We start from the raw sequence: 20,089 nt of genomic DNA, 5'->3' as shown, positions 1-20,089 counted from the left end.
TTCTCAAATAATGCTTTGTCATCTATAAGTATAAACGATTTATTCCATTACTTAATAGAGGTAAACTCCGCATATGTGACACCTAGTGTTTTCGTAACTTGTTTTAATAGCTTTTCTTCTGGCATTCGTACGCCACGCTCTACATCTCCTAATACCGATACAGAGACACCGACCTTAGAAGCGAGATCTTCTTGCGTCATGCCCTTTAGTTTGCGAAACGCTCTTATACGTCTCCCCCAAAGTTGCTCTTCCACTTTCTCACACCTTCTTTATCTGTTAATTCGTGAATGTCTGCCTCAATGCTGGCCCCATCTGGATAACGTAGGCCTGGTGCGATTTCCTGAAGGGGTATAAGAACAAATCCCCGCTCATTCATGCGAGGGTGAGGGACTTTTAATGATTCCAACTCAATATTCTCGTTGCTAAACAGCAAAATGTCAAGGTCTATCGTGCGCGGCCCCCACTTTTCCTTACGTTCTCTTCCCATCCGCTTCTCAATAGACTGCGTGTACGCTAAAAGGTCGAGTGGACGAAGTGATGTATGTATCTCCACGACCATATTTAAAAACTCTGGTTGATCCGTAACGCCAACGGGAGCTGTCTCATAGATAGAGGATTCTTTTGTGACACGAACACAGTCGTGCTCGTTTAAATAGTCAATAGAGGATCTCAGCTCTTGAGCCCGATCCCCTATATTTGAGCCTATGCTAATGTACGCCGTTATTTCTTTTTTCACAGCTCTTCAAATCCTCGTTCGCGACGAACCTCTACTGCTACGGAGTCATAGTGACCTGGAATGGGCGGATCTGGCTTTGTAATTTTAACCGTCACGGCTTGAACGAGCTCAAAGCGTTCTAAAATGAGACGAGATAGCTTATCTGTCAACGTCTCGACAAGCTTTACAGGATCACCTTCTAACACTTCTTTCGCAGTTTCATATACTAACGCATAGTTAACCGTGTCATCTAGATCATCTGTTTTACCAGGTTTTTTCGTATCCATTTCCATAATGACATCTGCATAAAAGCGTTGCCCTAGCTTATTTTCTTCTTTAAATGCACCATGAAATCCGTAGAATGCCATGCCTTGTACATATACCTTATCCATTCGATCCTCTCCATTTCCCTACATAGATTTAGCGAGTGAATTATCGCCTTTCCCAACCATTGCATCCATCATTTTAGCCATTCTGCTCATCTCTAAAATATCGTGTACGCGAACGATACTGCAGCCCTGGTCGATACCGCGACACACTGTTGCTCCTGTACCTTCAACGCGCTGGTCTACTGGTAAATCTAATGTTTTTGCTATTAATGATTTCCTTGATGTACCTAATAACAGTGGAAATCCAAGGGTCGTAAATTCTGATAAATGTCGCATCACGTACAGGTTTTCTTCGTGGGTTTTAGCAAAGCCGATACCTGGATCTAAGATAATTCGGTTCGCCTTCACGCCAGCAGCAAGGCAAATATCTACGGACTCCAACAGGTCCTTCTTCATATCCTCAATAATATCGTTGTACGGATGAGCTTCTCGATTGTGCATTAAAACAATCGGTACATCGTAGCGAGCCGCTACCTCGGCCATGCGAGGGTCCGCTTTTGCACCCCAAACGTCATTGATAATATTAGCGCCAGCTAAGATAGCTTCTTCTGCGACCGTGGCTTTATACGTATCTATAGAAATTGGCGTATCTAATGCTTCTCGAATAGCTCGGATGGAGGGCAGGACTCGCTGTAGCTCCTCAAGCTCCTCTACTTTTGTAGCACCAGGGCGCGTAGATTCTCCGCCAAGATCAATAATGTCCGCACCTTGACTGACCATTTTTTGCGCGTGCATGACAGCCCGATCAACCTCGGAATAGCTTCCACCGTCAGAAAAGGAGTCTGGTGTCACATTTAAAATCCCCATAATATACGTTTTACGAGAAAAATCCAGCTCAAATCTATCCCATGTTATTTTCGACTGGTTATACATGCTCATCACCTGTTTTTCGTGTATTTTAGTCTGTAAACTTTTGCAACGTTAATATCGATTTATCCATCTGCGTATAGTGCTCATGAAGAGTTTGTGTGACTGGTCCAGGATGATTAAATACTATACTGTCCCAAGCAGATACCGGGACAATCTCTTGAATCGCATTTGTTATAAACACTTCGTCTGCTTTCTGTGCTTCTGCTAGAGAAAACTCTCCACTATAAACAGAGAAACCGCTCTGCTCGGCTAATAACATCACTGTTTTACGAGTAATACCATTTAGACACCCGGTGCGCAAGGACGGGGTATACAAACACTTGTTCTTAACCCAAAAAATATTCGAAACAACGCCTTCACACACAACGTCGTTCTTGGATAAGAAAATCCCTTCGTTGTATGCTTCCGTTTCCCTTTTTCCTAAAATATTATTCAGATAATGGTGAGATTTACGCCTCGAGGCACCTTCAGGGGTAGACCTCCGAAGCTGTAGGGTTTGAAGTTGCTTGTTGGATGGCTTTGTTTTAGGAAGTGGTTTGACGTAAAGTAGAATAGTTGGCTCTAAATAAGGGTCTGTCGAGAGGCCGATCTCTCTCGCTCCAGCAGAGATATTTAAACGAAAATACCCGTCCTCTAAGTCATTACTACGTAATAAAGGCACAAGGGCTGCATGAATATCTTCTTCTAGCCTTGGCGGAAGGACGATCTGGAGCTCTTCCGCTCCCATCGTGAGTCTCTCCATGTGCTCTCTTAAAAGAAATGGCTCTCCCTGATACGTCCGAAACGTCTCAAATAACCCCAGCCCATATAAATAACCATGATCAAAGGGAGAAATCCGAATGTCTTCCTCCCGTTTGATCTCTCCATTTATATAGAGGTACATGCTTTTGACTCTTCCTTATAGTGATCTAAGAAGTTACGAAGCATGCGTTTACCTGTATCTGTCATGATTGATTCTGGGTGAAACTGTACACCTTCGATCGGTAATTCCTTATGACGAAGACCCATGATCTCTCCCTCAGCTGTTTCTGCTGTTATTTCTAAACAATCAGGCAAGGTCTCCCGTTTTACAATAAGCGAATGATAGCGCGTTGCAATACAAGGATTCTCGAGGCCAGCAAACACAGACTCTCCTTTATGAAGAATCTCCGATGTCTTCCCATGCATGAGACGCTCCGCTCTCACAACATCGCCACCGAATACTTGTGCAATAGACTGGTGACCAAGACAGACGCCAAAGATCGGAATCTCCCCTTTAAACGCTTCGATCGCCTCCATACTGATGCCCGCTTCATTAGGCGAACAAGGTCCTGGTGAAATCATCAAATAATCAGGACTCATCTCGCGAATTTCCTCAATGGTAATCTGATCATTTCGGCGAACCACCAGTTCTTCTCCCATTTCTCCTAAATACTGCACTAAGTTATACGTAAATGAATCGTAGTTATCTATCATTAATATCATGATCGTACCCTCCTATGCTCTATCTCTTCTTCACTCATCTCTTTGGCTCTCCATAACGCTTTCGCTTTCTTCAGCGATTCTAAATACTCAGCTCTCGGGTTTGAATCAATTACTATTCCTGCTCCTGCTTGGACATGCGCCATGCCATCCTTCACGATCATCGTGCGAATCGTAATGTTTACTTCCATGTCGCCGTCAAATCCGATCCATCCCATGGATCCTGTGTAGGCTCCACGCCTGACGGGCTCTAACTCCTCGATTATCTCCATTGTCCGGATCTTAGGTGCGCCAGTAATCGTTCCACCTGGGAAGGTAGCTGCTAACACATCTAATGCATCGATCCCTTCCGCCTTCGTACCAATGACGTTCGAGACAATGTGCATGACATGCGAGTATTTCTCGATCACCATCAGCTCATCAACCTTTACTGAACCATAAGAACATACGCGACCTAAGTCATTTCGCTCTAAGTCAACAAGCATAATATGCTCGGCCCGCTCCTTCTCGTTCTGCAAAAGTGTATCCGCTAGCCGTTGATCCTCTGCATCGTCTCGCCCTCTAGACCTCGTACCCGCGATCGGACGCGTACTTACTTCACGCCCCTTCACCTTTACAAGTAGCTCCGGCGAAGCGCTAACATACTGGATGTCTGGCGTCTCCATATATCCCATATAAGGTGATGGATTCAGCTCTCTTAAGCATTCATACACGTGCATCGGCTCTGTGTAAAGCTCCCTTGATTCTCGGACCGACAAATTCACTTGGAAGACATCACCCGACTCAATGTAGCCCTTCACTTTTTCGACAGCGCGCGTAAACGTTCTTTCAGAGAAGGACCTAACAGCCTCTTTACGCCCCTCTTTGGGAGAAACGTGGGTCGTGGCCTTGTCCCATTCTGATGTGTCATGAGAGGAACGAACCCAAGCAGTCTCAAGCTCCTCCATCATGGTATCCGCTTTTTCAAAAGAATCCGCAATAGCAATAAACCATAGCTCGTTTGTTTGATGATCGTAAACGTAAAGCTGATCGTAGGCAAAAAGATGAAGGTCAGCCGTAGCAAGATCATCCTTCGCAAGCGTTGGTAACTTCTCAATTTCTCGTACGAGATCATAGCTAAACTGCCCAACGACACCTCCACAAAACTCTGGAAGTGAATCACTACGGGTCACCTCATAATAGCTAAGCCAGTCTCTAAGGCTTTGAAGTAAAGGCCCCTCATACTGCTTCGTGTCGCTTTCCGTCACTGTAAGGACGCCGTCCTTTCCGACAAGCTCCGCAAACGGAGTCAGCCCCATGATCGAGTAGCGGCCACCTCTCCCACTTTCTAAAAGTATCGTATGACGATGTTTTTTGGAAAGGGATCGATAAACAGTAAACCACGTTGTATCCCATTTAATTGCTCGACCGTACGCGTTGCGAAAAGACATACTTCCACCTCATAGTGACCTAGTTTTGACATTTCATTGTTTCTTCATTCTTTCATTATAAGGGGCGAGTTAAGGTGGTGCAACAATACAGGACGAAGCTTCTTTTATTTGAGAATGTAGATGGTTGAGCTAGATTGGTTAAGTAGCGTGTTGTGTCGGTAGCTCTTTGAGCATCTTTCAATAGAAAAAAGCGTCCCATGATTTATAGGACGCTTGCATATATACTTATTCTTGTTCTTCGAACTGGTAAAGTGGCGTGCTTAAGTAGCGTTCTCCGTTACTTGGAATAATCGCTACTACTTTCTTGCCTTTACCTAAGTCTTTGGCTACTTCGAGTGCTGCGTAGATTGCAGCTCCTGATGAGATTCCACCAAGGATTCCTTCTTCTGCTGCTGCTCTTCTTGCATATTCAAAGGCTTGGTCTGTCGTGACAGTCATAACTTCATCAATAAGCTCTCGTTCTAAAATAGATGGAACGAAGCCTGCGCCAATCCCTTGTATTTTATGCGGGCCTGGGTTTCCTCCAGATAAGATTGGGGAGTCCTTAGGCTCAAGCGCAACAATACGCATAGATGGGAACTTCTCTTTTAACACGGCGCCGGCACCTGTTATCGTGCCTCCTGTGCCAATACCTGAAATAAATGCGTCAAGTTGATCGCCAACTTGCTCTAACAGCTCTTGACCAGTTGTGTTGCGATGAACGGTTGGGTTTGCTTCATTCTCAAACTGTTGAGGCATGAAATATCCGTGCTCTTCCTGAAGGGCAGTGGCTTTTGCAATTGCGCCTTTCATTCCCTCAGGACCTGGAGTAAGAACTAACTCAGCTCCATAAGCGCGAAGTAGGTTGCGACGCTCCATGCTCATCGTTTCTGGCATCACTAATACGGAGCGGTAACCTTTTGCTGCTGCTACCATCGCTAAGCCAATTCCTGTATTTCCGCTTGTTGGTTCTATGATAGTATCTCCTGGCTGTAGTCTTCCTTTTGCTTCGGCATCCTCAATCATTGCTTTGGCAATACGATCTTTTACGCTACTGCCCGGGTTCATATACTCGAGCTTTAAATAAACATCTGCGTGATCCTCCGTGACGAGTCGACGAAGTTTTACTAGAGGTGTGTCACCAATTAGATCTGTAATAGAGTCAACAACCTTTACCATAGAGATAGCCTCCTTTTTATAAAACCTACTAATTAAATCGGTTTAATACATTTTATCCTAGCAAATGGTAATACTTGCGTCAACTATTGTTGTTTTTCTGTTAGGATCGCTTCAAGGTCTTCTTCAGAAAACTGGTACGTCTGATTACAGAATTGGCAGGTTGTCTCTGCTCCTTTGTCTTCTGCGATCATTTCTTTTAAGTCCTGCTCTTCGAGACCGAATAACGCATTTTGAATACGCTCGCGAGAGCACTGACATTCAAACTCCGTGTCCATTTTTTCTAAAATACGATAGTTGTCAGCGCCAGCTAGGGTCTCAATGATCTCCTCAGGCGTTTTACCTTCACTGATTAGCTGAGATACTGGTGGCATATCGTTTAAGCGCGCTTCGATTTGGTCAATGATCTCATCCGTTGCACCAGGCATCATTTGCAGGATAAATCCTCCTGCAGCAAGTACCTTATCGCCTTCTCCAACGACAACTCCTAGTCCGACAGAGGAAGGCGTTTGCTCACTCGTTGCAAAATAGTACGTGAAATCTTCTCCAAGCTCCCCGGATACAATCGGAATACTCCCGGTAAAGTGATCGCGCATTCCTAGGTCTTTTACAACAGAAATAGACCCCTCTTGCCCAACTGCTGCAGCAACATTTAGCTTACCATTGCTGTGTCTCTCAGGATCTACGTGCGGGTTACTTACATAGCCGCGTGCTTTACCCTTTGCGTTTGCATCGATAATGATCGGGCTAGCAGGTCCACTACCTTCGATTTTAATCGTCAGCTTTTCGTCGCCTTTAAGCATAGACCCCATCATTGTACCTGCTGTGATTGCACGCCCAAGCGCCGCCGTTACTGTGCGCCATGTATCGTGCAAAGCAGATACCTCGCGTACCATTTCTGTTGAACGCATGGCATAAATACGTACCGTATCGTTATAAGCTAGTGATTTCACTAAATAGTCGTTCATGTGTATATCCTCCTTACGTATGATTACGTGTAAATAATAGATGAAGACCTTTAAAGGTCAGATAATCATCAACAGCATGTATGGAAGGTAACTCCTCCTTCATGAGCATAGCATGCGGACCGGTCGCAAGCACAAAAGCCTGCTCACCGGCTTCTTTTAACATACGTGTGATCATGCCCTCTGTTTGACTGACAAAGCCATATAGATAACCAGATTGAATGGCTTGGATGGTGCTTTTGCCAATGACACTACGTGCCTTTCCAAGCGTGTCTACTTGAGGGAGCTTGGACGTTCTTGCATGTAAGCTATCCATGGAAATATCTATACCCGGAAGGATCGCTCCTCCAACGTATTGTTTTTTTGCATTTATATAGCAATAGGTCGTAGCCGTGCCAAAATCAATGACGAGAAGGGGAGAGCCGTAGTAGGCGACACCCGCGACTGCATTCGTAATCCGGTCCGCTCCAACTTCGCGTGGGTTTTCATATAAAATATTCAAGCCCGTTTTTACGCCAGGTCCAACGAATAGTGCTTCTTTACGAAAACATTGTTGCATGACGTGAGCGAGCTTACGATCTATTTCTGGTACAACAGAGCAAATCATGATCCCTTCGACTTGAAGAGGATCTATTTGTTTGGAAGCACACATTTGTGAAATAAAAAGCGCATACTCATCAACTGTTTTCATTCGATCTGTTTTCATCGTCCAATGGCAGGTAAGAGAGTCACCAAGATATACTCCCATCGCAATTTTGGTGTTTCCGATATCGACTACCACATGCACCGTTTTTACCCCCTATCACGTAAAAAAAGAGGGGTTTTCATCGTCTGCATAAGCGTTACCCACTTATACAGACATCGAATGAAAAACCCCTGAATGTTAGCTTATTCGTTTCTGTTACGATCTGTTTCAGAAGATTTCTTCTCCGATGATTTCTCATCAGTCGTCTCAGAGCGGCGATCTTCTTCCGCATTACCTGAGTTTAGAAATTCTTCCATAGCATCTCTTTCTTCTTTAGGCTGGATATTTACTTTCACTTCGCTGTCCTGGCTTTCTCCATTGCGTTTTTTCGTTGCATGGTGATCTTCAGGTAGCTTGCCTTCTTCGATAAGAGAGCGAATTTGCTCGGCATCTAACGTCTCGTATTCAAGAAGCGTTTGTGCAACAAGCTCTAAGCTAGCTTTGTTTTTAAGCAGAATCTGCTTACAGCGCTCATACGACTCTTTAAGAATCGTTTGAACTTCCATATCAATTTCGTGTGCAATTGCATCACTGTAATTTTGCTCATTGTTAAAGTCGCGTCCAAGGAACACTTCTCCTTGTGTACTACCAAATTGAACCGGACCGAGCTTATCACTCATTCCGTACTCCATCACCATTTTACGAGCAATACCTGTCGCACGCTGGAAGTCATTGTGCGCCCCAGTACTAACTTCGTTAAACATGATTTCTTCCGCTACGCGCCCACCTAAGAGTCCGACAATCTTGTCTAAGAGCTCTGGCTTCGTCATAAAGTAACGGTCCTCTTTTGGAAGCATCATTGCGTATCCACCAGCGTTACCACGAGGTACGATGGTTACTTTGTGTACCATATCTGCACTCTCAAGCTTCACACCAACAACGGTGTGTCCTGCTTCGTGGTGCGCAACAATATTACGCTCTTTCTTCGATACAACACGGCTCTTTTTAGAAGGACCGGCAATTGTACGGTCGATCGCTTCTTCAATAGATTCCATATCGATCTTTTTCTTATCAACACGAGCTGCAACTAGGGCTGCTTCGTTTAATAAGTTTTCGAGGTCCGCCCCGGCAAAACCAGGTGTACGCTGTGCGATCGCTTTAAGATCTACATCATCACCAAGTGGCTTATTCTTTGCGTGTACCTTAAGAACTGCTTCACGTCCGATAACATCTGGGCGGCCAACCGTAATTTGACGGTCAAATCGTCCTGGACGAAGTAGTGCAGGGTCAAGAATATCGGCACGGTTTGTTGCTGCGATTAGGATAATACCTTCGTTAACACCAAAGCCGTCCATTTCAACGAGTAGCTGGTTTAACGTTTGCTCACGCTCATCGTGACCACCGCCAAGACCTGCTCCACGACGACGACCAACTGCATCAATCTCATCAATAAAGATGATACATGGGGCGTTTTTCTTTGCATTCTCAAAGAGGTCACGTACTCGAGACGCACCTACCCCGACAAACATCTCAACGAAGTCCGAACCACTAATAGAGAAGAATGGTACTCCCGCTTCTCCGGCTACGGCTCTTGCGATTAATGTTTTACCAGTACCAGGCGGTCCAACTAATAGAACCCCTTTTGGAATTCGGGCACCAATGTCAGAGAATTTACGGGGATCCTTTAAGAAGTCAACAACCTCTTCAAGCTCCGCTTTCTCTTCATCTGCACCGGCAACGTCTTTAAAGCGTGCCTTCTTTTTATCTTCGCTTACAAGCTTTGCCTTACTCTTACCGAAGTTCATCACTCGGCTCCCGCCACCTTGAGCTTGGCTCAATAGGAAGAAGAATAAGATAAAGATGATCACGAATGGAATGATGGCAGTGAAAAAGTTCACCCAACCGCTAGGTTCTTCGGCAGGCTCAATTACTAATTCATCAATACCCTCTGTACCTGATAAGAGCACTAGCTCCTCAAGGAATACTTGTAGGTCTGGAACGTTCACTGTAAAAAATACATCTTCTTCAGCACCGCGTAGTTGTCCTCGCGCTGAATATACATCTAATCTCGGTTGAATCGATAAGGATTCAATATTATCATTTTCTAACTCTTCTCGGAACTCGGTAAAGGTAATCTCCGTCGTGTCAGTTGGGTCTTGTTGAAAGACACTGACAATACCGATAATGACTAGAAAAATCAATAAGTAAAATATCGTATTACGAAAAATGCGATTCATCCTGGACCTCCTCCCACGTCAATTACACTTGAATAATCGTACCATATTACGGTTTTTTTTCACAATAATATTACTTCTCATAGACCTCTGGCTTTAATACTCCGATATACGGGAGGTTACGGTAGCGCTCAATGTAGTCTAGACCGTAGCCGATAACGAATTTATCTGGCACGACAAATCCAGTATAATCTGGTGAAATGTCTACCTGACGTCCGTCTGGCTTATCAAGAAGCGTCACGATCTTTACAGAGTTTGCTTTACGGTAATGGAATAGCTTTACTAAGTAGTCAAGCGTATTACCACTATCGATGATATCTTCGATAATAAGCACGTCACGACCTGCAACAGATGTGTTTAAATCTTTCACAATCTTTACTTCTCCTGATGTTTTAAAGCCATGCCCATAGCTTGATACATCCATCATATCGTATTCTAAATGCGAATCGATTTGCTGAATAAGATCTCCCATAAATGGTAAAGAACCTTTTAAAATCCCTACTACTAGTGGAAACTTATCCTTGTAGTCCTCAGTTAAACGACCACCAAGCTCCTTAATTTTTTCTTGAATTTCCTCTTGTGATACGAGTACCTCTAACACATCTTTGTGCATAATGACATTTGCCTCCTACGGTCCTAAATAGTTATTTTCTATTTGTGTTGCTTATATGCAACGAATACACGATGAGCATCATCCTCTAGTACTTCGATACCTGATGCTACTTGCAAGAATGGAATCCACAAGATCTTTCCAAATGAATCTTCAATGAGCGGCCAAACATCCCGATGTTCTCGAGGGACTTTAGCGTCGATAAAAATCTTTTTCACTTTTTTTGTCCCTGTTCCGCCTTTATACGTCATCACATCTCCTGCGCGACGATTTCGCACATAAAAGGGAGCGTCTTGGGCTTTCAGGGCAATAACTTCTGCCTCTTTAGGGAACGAGGGACTAGGAGCATCATAAGACACGTAAAGTGTACCTAATGGTAAGTCCATTTCCAAGTTATCTAAAAGAGGTTCTCGCCAAATGGAGGGGACGTATGAGGTCTCTACCTGTGTACGTTTTATGTAGACTAATTCATACACTTTTTGGCAAACAAGCTCATGTGGAAAGTGAAGCTCGAATGAAGCTTTTTGAGAGTGGAGCATCATTTGCAAATCTTGAATATGTCTACGTGTAAAATCACCTTCCGCTAAGGGAGATAGGTACTTTAATAGTAGATGAACTACTCTGCTTTGTAAAGCGTGAGGGACGGTTTCAAACTCCTTAATTGGAACAACAATTAAATCTTGCTGATCAATTGTCATAATTCGCTCTGCGTGCTCTTTAGCAACCTCATGTAAATATGCTTCGTCCTCTTGAATTCTCTCTGCCTGCCACTGCATCGTTTCATGGATACGAGGATTTTCCTGCTTTAACAGCGGGAGGACATCCGCACGTAGCCGATTCCTCATATAATCGGGCTTCGCGTTGGAGGAATCATTGCGATATGGCACTGCATGTTGCCTACAGTACGCCTCTATTTCCCTCTTTGCGACGCAAAGAAACGGCCTGATTAAGTAGCCTTCATGAAAGGCTCGGATCGCTTTTATACCACCTCTACCTGAAACGGCACCTCGAATTTGTCTCATCAACATCGTTTCAACTTGGTCATCTCCATGATGGGCAGTTGTTGCATAAATAGCTCCTACCTCGTGCATATATGTACGTATTTGCTCATAGCGAAGTTCCCTTGCACTCTGTTGTAGTGAGTGTCTATTTTGTGACATCTGTGCTTTTACATTAATTCGAACCGTTTTGCACGTTACGTCAAGTTCTGCACAGTAGCGCTTCACTAGTGCCTCATCTTGATCAGACTCTTTCCCTCGCAGTTGATGGTTCAAGTGAATGGCGTAAACATCGCGATGTGTTTGAGCAAAGTAATGAAGGAGCGCCATACTATCCGCTCCACCGGAGACAGCAACGACGATAGATGCGTCTGCGTCTATCAGCTGTAGCCTTGTTACAAATTCATCAATTACCTGTTTCATAGCGATTACCAATTCCTTTACCGAATGAAAAAATCGAGAGGGCAAAAACAAGACCGGCGGCGATTGCTCCTGCAAGTAGCATTGTTTCAACACCATACTCAAGACCTTGAATATAATCTCCTTCTACAAAGGCAAGCATCGTAAAATAGGCACGGCTTCCGGGTACCAGTGGTAAGATCCCAGGAATAGATAAAGTTGTGACGGGGATACGAATGCGTCTCGCAAAAAGATGGGCAATCGTCGCTGCGATTAAGGAAGCAATGACCGTTGCGAATACCGGTGTTGCGCCAAACGCTAGACCTGCCTGTTGCACAAACCACGTGGATGAGCCAATCGCACCACCTAAAAGGAGAGCTCTGCGCGGTACACTAAAAATGACACCGAAGCCTAAAATAGCTGTAAATGTAATAACTATTTCTAATAGTAAATTCATAAGCTCCTCCTTATAAGAATAATGAAATCGATAAGGCTATCCCACTGGCGATCGATAGCGAAGTAAGTAACGCTTCAACACCTCGACTAATTCCCGCTAACAAATCTCCAGAGAGCAGGTCACGGACTGCGTTTGTTAACGGCACCCCCGGCACCAGAGGCATTAAGGAGCCGATAATAATCTGATCCATGTTTGAACCAAATCCGATAAACACGAGGAAGATTGCCGACGTACCACCAATAAAGGCAGCAGCAAATTCGGCCGCGAAGCGTACTTTTAAATACCGCTCAAACTCTACGAGTCCGATGCTCGCTAATATAGCGGCTATAAACGCCGGTAAATAATCAGAAAGTCCTCCACCGAATAAATAGGAAAATCCACCACCAGCAACGCCTGCTCCCAAATGGATCAGCCAAAGCGGGTAATGAATTTTCGCGTGATATATTTCGTTTAGACGCTCCTCGGCGTCTGCGACCGTTAAGGATCCAGATGTAAACTCTCGTGACACCTGGTTTACCTCGGTCACTTTATTTAAATCCTGCATTCTGTTATCTACTCGTACCATTTGCATCATATCACCGCGACCTTTTCGCTCCTCAAAAGACAAAAAGATCCCTGTTGTTGTGGTAAAGCAATGTACGTTGCTAAAGCCAGCTGCCCTAGCCATTCGCTCTAACGTCTCTTCGACTCGGTACGTCTCCGCACCATATGTCAGCATAATCTCTCCTGCCAGTAGGCAAATGTCCATGACTTTATCTGCTTTTGCGCCCATTTTGTCACCCCTCTGCTGGTGAATCTCTACCTTGTATATTAGTTATTTCAGGCACAAAAGTCCATGATTGATTTACTCTAAAGCGCAAGGAGCGAATAACCAAGTAGTGCAGAGCCAAACAAAGCTGTTTCGATCAAGCCTTTAGGAACTCGCCTCTTGCTACTTAAAACTGGCTTTCCTTTTGACATCCTGCTTGTAGCATCAGATAAATCATCTAGCATCTCGCTCGATTGTTCATATACGCCGTTAATCGCTTTATAGGCAATACGTGCAAAGTGGCTTTTCGGCAGTGCTTCCGTGATCTTTTTATCTAAATAAGTTGGGTCTGACGATTTTCTCGTAAATGTTGCTCCAACTAGCACCTGTGTAAGGATCATCCCTACTGCAAATAAATCGTAGGAGGCTTCTGCCGTCCGTTGCCCCTTTCCCCAATATCCACGATCGTAAAACTCCGTATATTCCCGAATCGACCTGCCAAACTTCGTCATCCCTCCAGGGTCGTACCAACGAAGCTGACCACTTGACGTAACTAACAAGTTCTCAGGCTTCATATCACCAAATGCGAATCCCTCTGCATGCAATGCCTGAAGCTCCACTACAAGCTGCTTCATCATCATCCCTAGCCACAGTGACGAACGCCCTTTTAAGTAGTCGAGAAGCGGTTGCCCCTCCAACATTTCCATCACATAAAAGGATTGCCCCATCCATTCATCATGCAAATAAAATGCCGGACCTCTTCTCACATGCTCCATGCTCGCCGTGTGCTTTAAGACAGCAACTTCGTTAGCTAAAATGTGCGAATCCTGCGCAATTTTAAGAGCGTACTTCTTTCCTTCCTGCCAAACCTCATACACACTCCCACAAGCGCCCGCTCCAATAAACTTCTCCACTCGATATGTTTTCCCACTCCATTTCCCGGGCAATAATGCTCCTTTATCCAAGCGATTCGTCATAGTCATCCTGCTTATGACCTTGCTTTAGTCGATACGTCGCATGGATGTCGATGGCTTCAGCTAGTGCCGGTCCTGTTGGTGTCACACCAGAAGACCGCAGTTTTTCAAACATTCCATGTAACGAATCTAATTTATCGGTCCAATTCACACGACGTTCAAGCGTCTTTCTTTTCCCGGGAAATGAATAGACACAAAACATGTTTTCTCCCATTCGAGAAGATAAGCTTAAGGATAAATCCTGAAGCGCCTCCTGCACTAGAGGTAGCTTGTCCTTCATACTTAAGCTTGTATCTACTAAAACGACAACGTGCAAAGAGGCTTCTTCGCTGATTTCCTCTACGATTTCACTTAGCTTCTCTTGCTTCTCAGGTGGCATAGATTCCACTTGAGCAAAGACCCCTTTTAGCTCCTGATGGACGACTCCATAAATTGTTTGCGTCATTGCTTTTCTCGTCACCATTTGCACGGTCTGAGAGAGTTGCGCTTTTCTCACGATATCACTCATTCCCCCGCCAGCTTGAGCAATATTTGTAATCTCGTCCATTCCTGCACCTTCGTGATTCACCACTCCAACAACGTTCACTGTATATCCAGACTCCTTTGCTAATGTAGCAACAGCTACTGGATCTTCCCCCTGATTCGAGCACCCATCTGTTATGACTAAAATTTGACGTAACGTTCCTCGTTTCATCTCATTTCCTCCTTCACGTAAACTATCTCTCATTGTTTACGAGTTTAAGAAGGGTTATACATGCGCTTGAAGCTGTGGTGAGTAGACAGTTGCCCATGCTGGTACGTAATGGTCTATTCTCGCAACAACAATCGTCATATCATCTGATATCGTCCCATTACACTCCCTTACAATACGCTCTAACAAAATATCTGCAATGTCCTGAGGGTTTGTAGTCGTAAGCTCTCGAATCATTCTAGATAGCCACATATCTGCATTTTCGATAAAGCTTGGTGATTCATACACCCCGTCCGAGAGCATGACTAAGAGATCGCCTGCCTTCATTTGTTCCGTCACGACATCAACCTCTACTTCCTGCAATAAGCCTATTGGTAAATTGGAGGCTTCGACTTTAATCACTTTTTGCCCACGCTTAATAAAGCTAGGCGTTGAACCAACCTTTAAAAACCGAGCTCTTGCATCCTGTAAATCAATCATCGCAAGATCAAGCGTTGCAAATACTTCCTCCGTCGTACGTAAGGAGAGAATGGAATTGATCGATTTAATTGCAATCGTTTCTTCAATCCCGGACTGGAGAATTTGTGTGAGCAAATGAATGGTCTCCTTACTCTCCTCATGTGCTCTCTCTCCATTGCCCATCCCATCGCTAATTGCTAAAAGGTGCTTGCCGCGGCCAATTGCCATCATGGAATAACTATCCCCAGATATCCATGTGCCGTTTTTAGCTGCGTGGGCGACGCCTTCGTGTACAATATAGGATTTTGTCGAGCTAAACAGGACCCGGCATGCGCCCGAGCTCTCTGTCTTCATTTGTCGCACAATAACTGTTTCGTTTAAAATTCCTGTTAGGACAGGGGCAATCATCTTCTCTGCTTCTCCATGCGCATTGGATGGGATTGTCATATCGATATCAATCTCTCCTGGATCTAAGCGGAATATCTCGATCTGCTCAATCGTTATCCCAAGCCTCTCTAAAGCCTCAAGCACCTCCTGCTCCTGCTTCTCATACTGTTTTACCTCGCGCTTTATATCCTTCGCAAAATCATCCATTACTTGCGAAACGCCGATGAGTTGATCAGCAACAAAACGCTGTGATTCAAATAGTCTCTTTTGAAGCTGATCACGTAAACGCTTCTCTCGCCATGCTTCCTGCATAAGCGTTATCGTTTTTTGATCCATCATACAATGCTTCTTCCACTTCGCTTCAAGCGTACGATCCTTAACAGCGCCATGCTCCTCTGTCTCTTTCATTAAGGCCTCTAAATATCCATACGTTTTCTCAAAATCCTTTGCCCAGCACTGCTGCTTCTTAAAACAGCTTTGGCACGTATGCTTTGTAACGTCACTTAAAAAGTAATCAACCTGCTTTTCGGACGACACATCCTCCTTCGCCCCGGTAAAGGAGAAGCTCTCCGATAGACGCAGGAATAAGCTCGAGAAGCCCGCCACTTTCTCAGCCGTGACATCTCGGACATTCCTCGCATACGTTTGCTGGTGATCCTCATTCTCCCGCGTCCCCGGGATATAGCTAGCCATTTTTTTAAGAGCTAGTTTGGGGGTGAAAAAAAAGAGAGTCACTGCTACTAAGCTCTCTACCATCGTAATTGTCATAGATGTTTGATTATCTGCATAAAGTGCCATAAGAATCGTTGCAAGCATTAAACCAGCAGCAAGCGCACCTCGACCCGCTTCTTTTAATAAGCCTCCAAGAAGTCCTGAGAAGGCTAATAAACTCATTAAGTAAAGGTTCGTAACATTTGCGAGCGACAAGACAAGTCCCATAATCACGCCAGCTGTCGCTCCTATCGTTGCACCACCCATATAAGCAAAAAGTAAAACAAAGTATCTAGAGAACGCATGATCAAGCGACACCTGGAACATCATCCACCCAGATAATCCAGTGAGCACAGCGCTAAGTAATAGCACGATACAAATCATTTCTTCATGACGCAAATGCATCCGCTTCGCCTTTAGTGCAGTCATACTTTGAAAATAGATAAAGGTAATAACTAACGAAAGTGTCGCTTCTAATGAGCTCATACCAACTTGAAGCCATGTAAGCGGCCCAGCGACAGCAGCAATCGTCACGTTGGCGCTCATCGCTGCAATAAAAACAAAAATGGGAATGGACTGCTCCGATCGTATCGCTCGAAACGCACTGGTCAGCAAACTATAAACAACAATCATCCCAGCGACAACCAACATGCTGTACATCGAAATCGTACTCGCCCCAATGAGTAACGCACAGCTCGCAAAAAATGTGTACGACGGCTTCCACCATCTTACGACTGCATAAAACGGAAGTACAAAAGGAAGTAGTTGCATCAGTAATACTGCTCGTCCCACCAACAGACCAATTGTAATGACGATAAGTGCTGGTGCTAAAATCCGTAAGAGCTCGCCAATCGTTCGTCCCTTACGTAATACTTGCTCGTCCCCAACATTATTTCCTACACTTGCCTCTGTCACCACCATCTAACCACTCCCCTTGAACGCTGAATGGTTTTATTTAAACATGTTTTTCTTTCGGGTTTTGTCAAAGTGTCGTGGCGAAAAAAAAGAACTTATCGACTTATTCTTACATTTGTTAGAATCTACGATCCTCCTGCGCTCCCGGCTGGCGCTTTCCTGAGGAGCTTGCTCAACTATTTTGCCCGTCCAGAGGTCGTGCAAAAGGATTTTCGCTGCGCGGAAGTGCTCCTCTAGGAGACGCCAACCTTCGCTTCGGAGAATCGGAGGTAACAGTTCTTTAATTGACAAAATCTTATTATACTTACATGACTATTCGAAGGATCTTTGCCTAGCTTTTTGTAGATCGAACAATTCTATTACGTGCTTCGACGTTCATTTATTTTGCGTATGGTTCATAGATTTTTTATACGGTTCATACTTTTGTCATACGGTTCATAAATCTCGTATGCGGTTCATTCCTTTCTTCATACGGTTCATAAAATCCAATTGCTCAACTGCCGTGCTATGAAAACCTACATCTATTTGGCGGACGCCCCTTTATCACCTGCTTGTAGAGGTGGCAGACCCGAAGGACATTCGGAGACAATCTATAGGGGAAAGAGTTCTTTGAGATCCCACAGGAGGCGCTTAGGGTAAGGCGGTAGCCGCACCCTGCAGAGCGAGGAAGCTCAAAGACCGGCCCTATGGATGTCGTAGAGTGTCCGTAGGGCTGCACGTAATTAGTCAGCACTTCAGCAACACAAAAAAGCCCCAGTCAAACGGCCAGAGCTCTCCTCGTATATTTATCGATCGTTGCCACGTGAACCGCCGCCACCGCGCTTACGCTTCCCATCAGTTTGGGTACGTAGCGTTGATAGACGTTCTTCACTGTCACGAAGGAATTTATTCATTTTGTCCTCAAACGAAGCCGGACTTTCTGGGCGCTTCTTTGGCTGAGGGCGTCTTGGTGCACTCTCGCGCGTTGGCTTTGGAGGTGCATCCTGCGTTTGACGAATCGATAAGGCAATCTTGCCGTCATCGCCAACCTTTACGATCTTTACTGTGACTTCGTCGCCGACAGTTAAATGATCACTTACTTCCTTTACATAGCTGTGAGAAACCTCACTGATGTGCACAAGCCCCGTTTTTCCTTCCGGAAGCTCAACAAATGCACCGAATTTTGTGATACCTGTTACTTTACCAGTTACTTTGCTACCTGTTTCAATAGCCATTCTCCTGCGTGCTCCTCCTATTCTTACGAAGCATAGATGCTTCGTCTTCCATTTCGATTATACGAAGGACAAATTAGTTCTGTCAATCGTCATTCGTTTGTGAACGAGGTAGCTGAAATAAGATCTCTCCAGGTCTTGTTAAAAAGAAGTCCCGGCGTGCAATTTCCGCTATGTATTCCGGGTCCTGCAAAGATTCTATTTCGTGCTCAAGTGTCACTTGTTCCTGCTTCAACTGTTCCAGTTGTGTTTCAAGCTGTTCATTTTGTGTTCGTTGCTCTGCGATGGACGAAGATTGGTTAACAAGGATAGCGGTGCAAATAATCGTAATAACAAGGAGTGCTCCACCAAATACAGACATCCTTCTCTTTAACCCTCTTCGATGACGTTGTCTTTTTTCCTCCAGCTGCTGTTGCTTTTCGACGTACTCCGTTGTTAAACGCCGAATTTGCGTTTTACGATGCTCCATCCTAATCCCTCCTTCGTAACCATTTGTGTTTAATATGACGATATGCATGCTGTGTTTTCGTTGCTACATAAAGTAGTCCAGTTAGTTTAAAGATAAGTGTGAGAATAGCTGTAAATATTCGCCATGTGTAAGTACCTATTATCATAACGGAGGAAACCATTACTTTCAAGATGGCTTTTGTCGGTATCACAATAATGTAATAAAAGAGCGAATAAACAAGCATACACGTTCGTATCACAAGCTTTTCGACCAGATCAAGAATTTTTGTCACGGTCTTGGCAAATAATCGTAGGTAGAGTAAATATCCGACCACGATAGCTAAAAGCAGATAAATACGGACCTCACCATAATTCACCTGATAAAGCAGATAAAAATACCACGCCGCAAGCGCTATGCCAAGAAGCGGTGCAGCAACATATAACAGCATCCTTGGCGCATAGCGAAAAAAACGGCTGTAGAGGTTAATGCTTGTCCCAATCAGCACTCCCATTAGGAGACTAACTCCTACGGAGAGGAGTTGGACGTCCATACTCACTTGAATAGCTTCCCAATGAGACTTTTTGGTTTGACCGTTTGCTGATCTAAATAAACGATATCGTCAATTCTGCCTGTGATAGAGACATTGCCATCCTCTACATCAAGGTTTTTCATTTGCAAGTTGTGACCTCTCACTGCAAGGAAGCCCATCGAGGTCTCGAGTAAGAACTCTTCGTTGTCAAAGCGGTCAACCTGCTTTACTCCAGTTATATCAAGTCGCTTGCGCCCATCCATCGATAGGGTGTGATCACGAACTGGTCTGTCATAGCTTGTTTGATATTCCATTGTATACTTCCCCCTTAATAGCCTTTGTACAAGTACGTATATGAGGGGGATGTGTATGTTAGAACAAGTCCTCTTGCTCTCGTCTCGTTTCCTTTAGTACCGTATAGAACGTCGCTGCGTCCTCTTTGCGAGCATTCTCTTCCATTCTTTCTACTCGTACAACAACGTCTTTTTGACCGAACTGGATCGTAAGCTCGTCACCTGGCTTTACAGGTGTGCCGGCTTTGGCCTGTAGTCCGTTTACTAAAACGCGACCTTGATCGGCTACTTCTTTGGCCATCGTACGTCGCTTAATTAATCTGGATACTTTTAAGAATTTATCTAAACGCATGTG

Annotated in this window: 23 protein-coding genes; all 23 read right to left on the bottom strand. The window is 44.6% G+C overall.

Annotated features, from left to right (window positions below):
• Positions 1-47 precede the first annotated feature (47 nt).
• The gene (locus tag FLK61_RS00855) at positions 48-254 is read right to left on the bottom strand and encodes a helix-turn-helix domain-containing protein (protein WP_176007684.1); all 207 of its coding nucleotides are present in this window, start codon (positions 252-254) and stop codon (positions 48-50) included.
• Positions 224-736 (bottom strand): 2-amino-4-hydroxy-6-hydroxymethyldihydropteridine diphosphokinase, encoded by a 513-nt coding sequence (gene folK / locus FLK61_RS00850; protein WP_176007683.1) that lies wholly within the window; start codon positions 734-736, stop codon positions 224-226. Before folK ends, FLK61_RS00855 begins: the two co-directional genes overlap by 31 nt.
• Positions 733-1,107 carry a dihydroneopterin aldolase gene (gene folB / locus FLK61_RS00845; RefSeq protein WP_176007682.1) on the bottom strand — a complete coding sequence of 125 codons (375 nt, stop codon included), beginning with the start codon at positions 1,105-1,107 and terminating at the stop codon, positions 733-735. Before folB ends, folK begins: the two co-directional genes overlap by 4 nt.
• A gap of 18 nt (positions 1,108-1,125) precedes the next feature.
• Positions 1,126-1,977, bottom strand: coding sequence for a dihydropteroate synthase (gene folP, locus FLK61_RS00840; protein ID WP_249777653.1), 852 nt, complete (start codon positions 1,975-1,977; stop codon positions 1,126-1,128).
• 25 nt (positions 1,978-2,002) lie between these two features.
• Complete coding sequence (pabC, locus tag FLK61_RS00835) at positions 2,003-2,857, bottom strand: aminodeoxychorismate lyase (RefSeq protein ID WP_176007680.1); 855 nt, start codon at positions 2,855-2,857, stop codon at positions 2,003-2,005.
• A complete protein-coding gene (gene pabA / locus FLK61_RS00830; RefSeq protein ID WP_176007679.1) occupies positions 2,842-3,438 on the bottom strand; it encodes an aminodeoxychorismate/anthranilate synthase component II in 597 nt (198 codons plus the stop codon). Before pabA ends, pabC begins: the two co-directional genes overlap by 16 nt.
• The gene (locus tag FLK61_RS00825) at positions 3,435-4,865 is read right to left on the bottom strand and encodes an anthranilate synthase component I family protein (RefSeq protein WP_176007678.1); all 1,431 of its coding nucleotides are present in this window, start codon (positions 4,863-4,865) and stop codon (positions 3,435-3,437) included. Before FLK61_RS00825 ends, pabA begins: the two co-directional genes overlap by 4 nt.
• A 225-nt stretch (positions 4,866-5,090) precedes the next feature.
• Complete coding sequence (cysK, locus tag FLK61_RS00820; protein WP_176007677.1) at positions 5,091-6,023, bottom strand: cysteine synthase A; 933 nt, start codon at positions 6,021-6,023, stop codon at positions 5,091-5,093.
• Between the two features lie 83 nt (positions 6,024-6,106).
• Positions 6,107-6,988: an Hsp33 family molecular chaperone HslO gene (gene hslO / locus FLK61_RS00815; RefSeq protein ID WP_176007676.1), complete on the bottom strand. Its 882-nt coding sequence runs from the start codon at positions 6,986-6,988 to the stop codon at positions 6,107-6,109.
• 13 nt (positions 6,989-7,001) lie between these two features.
• On the bottom strand, positions 7,002-7,772 hold the full coding sequence (locus FLK61_RS00810; protein WP_176007675.1) for a type III pantothenate kinase: 771 nt from the start codon (positions 7,770-7,772) through the stop codon (positions 7,002-7,004).
• Positions 7,773-7,873: 101 nt separating this feature from the next.
• Positions 7,874-9,907, bottom strand: a complete 2,034-nt coding sequence (ftsH, locus tag FLK61_RS00805) for an ATP-dependent zinc metalloprotease FtsH (protein WP_176007674.1) — start codon at positions 9,905-9,907, stop codon at positions 7,874-7,876.
• A gap of 70 nt (positions 9,908-9,977) precedes the next feature.
• Positions 9,978-10,517, bottom strand: a complete 540-nt coding sequence (gene hpt / locus FLK61_RS00800) for a hypoxanthine phosphoribosyltransferase (protein WP_176007673.1) — start codon at positions 10,515-10,517, stop codon at positions 9,978-9,980.
• A 38-nt stretch (positions 10,518-10,555) separates the two neighbouring features.
• Positions 10,556-11,935 (bottom strand): tRNA lysidine(34) synthetase TilS, encoded by a 1,380-nt coding sequence (gene tilS, locus FLK61_RS00795; protein ID WP_176007672.1) that lies wholly within the window; start codon positions 11,933-11,935, stop codon positions 10,556-10,558.
• Positions 11,919-12,368, bottom strand: a complete 450-nt coding sequence (locus FLK61_RS00790; RefSeq protein WP_176007671.1) for a threonine/serine exporter family protein — start codon at positions 12,366-12,368, stop codon at positions 11,919-11,921. The genes tilS and FLK61_RS00790 overlap by 17 nt, the downstream gene beginning before the upstream one ends.
• Positions 12,369-12,378: 10 nt before the next feature.
• On the bottom strand, positions 12,379-13,140 hold the full coding sequence (locus tag FLK61_RS00785; RefSeq protein ID WP_176007670.1) for a threonine/serine exporter family protein: 762 nt from the start codon (positions 13,138-13,140) through the stop codon (positions 12,379-12,381).
• A gap of 77 nt (positions 13,141-13,217) precedes the next feature.
• Positions 13,218-14,093, bottom strand: a complete 876-nt coding sequence (locus FLK61_RS00780) for a protein kinase domain-containing protein (protein ID WP_176007669.1) — start codon at positions 14,091-14,093, stop codon at positions 13,218-13,220.
• Positions 14,074-14,817, bottom strand: coding sequence for a vWA domain-containing protein (locus FLK61_RS00775; protein WP_176007668.1), 744 nt, complete (start codon positions 14,815-14,817; stop codon positions 14,074-14,076). Before FLK61_RS00775 ends, FLK61_RS00780 begins: the two co-directional genes overlap by 20 nt.
• Positions 14,818-14,838: 21 nt before the next feature.
• Complete coding sequence (gene spoIIE / locus FLK61_RS00770) at positions 14,839-17,259, bottom strand: stage II sporulation protein E (protein ID WP_176007667.1); 2,421 nt, start codon at positions 17,257-17,259, stop codon at positions 14,839-14,841.
• A gap of 779 nt (positions 17,260-18,038) precedes the next feature.
• Positions 18,039-18,467: a S1 domain-containing RNA-binding protein gene (locus FLK61_RS00765; protein ID WP_176007666.1), complete on the bottom strand. Its 429-nt coding sequence runs from the start codon at positions 18,465-18,467 to the stop codon at positions 18,039-18,041.
• A gap of 82 nt (positions 18,468-18,549) precedes the next feature.
• Positions 18,550-18,933, bottom strand: coding sequence for an FtsB family cell division protein (locus FLK61_RS00760; protein WP_176007665.1), 384 nt, complete (start codon positions 18,931-18,933; stop codon positions 18,550-18,552).
• Between the two features lies 1 nt (position 18,934).
• Positions 18,935-19,462, bottom strand: a complete 528-nt coding sequence (yabQ, locus tag FLK61_RS00755; protein WP_347338995.1) for a spore cortex biosynthesis protein YabQ — start codon at positions 19,460-19,462, stop codon at positions 18,935-18,937.
• A gap of 2 nt (positions 19,463-19,464) precedes the next feature.
• Entirely contained in the window at positions 19,465-19,755 is a 291-nt protein-coding gene (gene yabP / locus FLK61_RS00750) for a sporulation protein YabP (protein ID WP_176007663.1), read from the bottom strand.
• A gap of 58 nt (positions 19,756-19,813) precedes the next feature.
• Positions 19,814-20,086 carry an RNA-binding S4 domain-containing protein gene (locus FLK61_RS00745; RefSeq protein WP_176007662.1) on the bottom strand — a complete coding sequence of 91 codons (273 nt, stop codon included), beginning with the start codon at positions 20,084-20,086 and terminating at the stop codon, positions 19,814-19,816.
• Positions 20,087-20,089 lie beyond the last annotated feature (3 nt).

The sequence above is a fragment of the Paenalkalicoccus suaedae genome (assembly GCF_006965545.2).
GTDB classification, from domain to species: Bacteria; Bacillota; Bacilli; order Bacillales; family Salisediminibacteriaceae; genus Paenalkalicoccus; species Paenalkalicoccus suaedae.
Note: the sequence above shows the minus strand (reverse complement) of the source record. Positions and strands in the feature narration are given on the sequence as shown.

What these genes read in the sequence shown, in the direction of transcription:
- FLK61_RS00745 (WP_176007662.1), bottom strand. Translation starts at nt 20,086, where the DNA reads ATGCGTTTAGATAAATTCTTAAAAGTATCCAGATTAATTAAGCGACGT.
- FLK61_RS00775 (WP_176007668.1), bottom strand. Translation starts at nt 14,817, where the DNA reads ATGAGAGATAGTTTACGTGAAGGAGGAAATGAGATGAAACGAGGAACG.
- FLK61_RS00785 (WP_176007670.1), bottom strand. Translation starts at nt 13,140, where the DNA reads ATGGGCGCAAAAGCAGATAAAGTCATGGACATTTGCCTACTGGCAGGA.
- cysK (WP_176007677.1), bottom strand. Translation starts at nt 6,023, where the DNA reads ATGGTAAAGGTTGTTGACTCTATTACAGATCTAATTGGTGACACACCT.
- yabP (WP_176007663.1), bottom strand. Translation starts at nt 19,755, where the DNA reads ATGGAATATCAAACAAGCTATGACAGACCAGTTCGTGATCACACCCTA.
- pabC (WP_176007680.1), bottom strand. Translation starts at nt 2,857, where the DNA reads ATGTACCTCTATATAAATGGAGAGATCAAACGGGAGGAAGACATTCGG.
- hpt (WP_176007673.1), bottom strand. Translation starts at nt 10,517, where the DNA reads ATGCACAAAGATGTGTTAGAGGTACTCGTATCACAAGAGGAAATTCAA.
- spoIIE (WP_176007667.1), bottom strand. Translation starts at nt 17,259, where the DNA reads ATGGTGGTGACAGAGGCAAGTGTAGGAAATAATGTTGGGGACGAGCAA.
- FLK61_RS00825 (WP_176007678.1), bottom strand. Translation starts at nt 4,865, where the DNA reads ATGTCTTTTCGCAACGCGTACGGTCGAGCAATTAAATGGGATACAACG.
- FLK61_RS00780 (WP_176007669.1), bottom strand. Translation starts at nt 14,093, where the DNA reads ATGACGAATCGCTTGGATAAAGGAGCATTATTGCCCGGGAAATGGAGT.
- tilS (WP_176007672.1), bottom strand. Translation starts at nt 11,935, where the DNA reads ATGAAACAGGTAATTGATGAATTTGTAACAAGGCTACAGCTGATAGAC.
- ftsH (WP_176007674.1), bottom strand. Translation starts at nt 9,907, where the DNA reads ATGAATCGCATTTTTCGTAATACGATATTTTACTTATTGATTTTTCTA.
- folP (WP_249777653.1), bottom strand. Translation starts at nt 1,977, where the DNA reads ATGTATAACCAGTCGAAAATAACATGGGATAGATTTGAGCTGGATTTT.
- FLK61_RS00790 (WP_176007671.1), bottom strand. Translation starts at nt 12,368, where the DNA reads ATGAATTTACTATTAGAAATAGTTATTACATTTACAGCTATTTTAGGC.
- pabA (WP_176007679.1), bottom strand. Translation starts at nt 3,438, where the DNA reads ATGATATTAATGATAGATAACTACGATTCATTTACGTATAACTTAGTG.
- hslO (WP_176007676.1), bottom strand. Translation starts at nt 6,988, where the DNA reads ATGAACGACTATTTAGTGAAATCACTAGCTTATAACGATACGGTACGT.
- yabQ (WP_347338995.1), bottom strand. Translation starts at nt 19,462, where the DNA reads ATGGACGTCCAACTCCTCTCCGTAGGAGTTAGTCTCCTAATGGGAGTG.
- FLK61_RS00760 (WP_176007665.1), bottom strand. Translation starts at nt 18,933, where the DNA reads ATGGAGCATCGTAAAACGCAAATTCGGCGTTTAACAACGGAGTACGTC.
- folB (WP_176007682.1), bottom strand. Translation starts at nt 1,107, where the DNA reads ATGGATAAGGTATATGTACAAGGCATGGCATTCTACGGATTTCATGGT.
- FLK61_RS00765 (WP_176007666.1), bottom strand. Translation starts at nt 18,467, where the DNA reads ATGGCTATTGAAACAGGTAGCAAAGTAACTGGTAAAGTAACAGGTATC.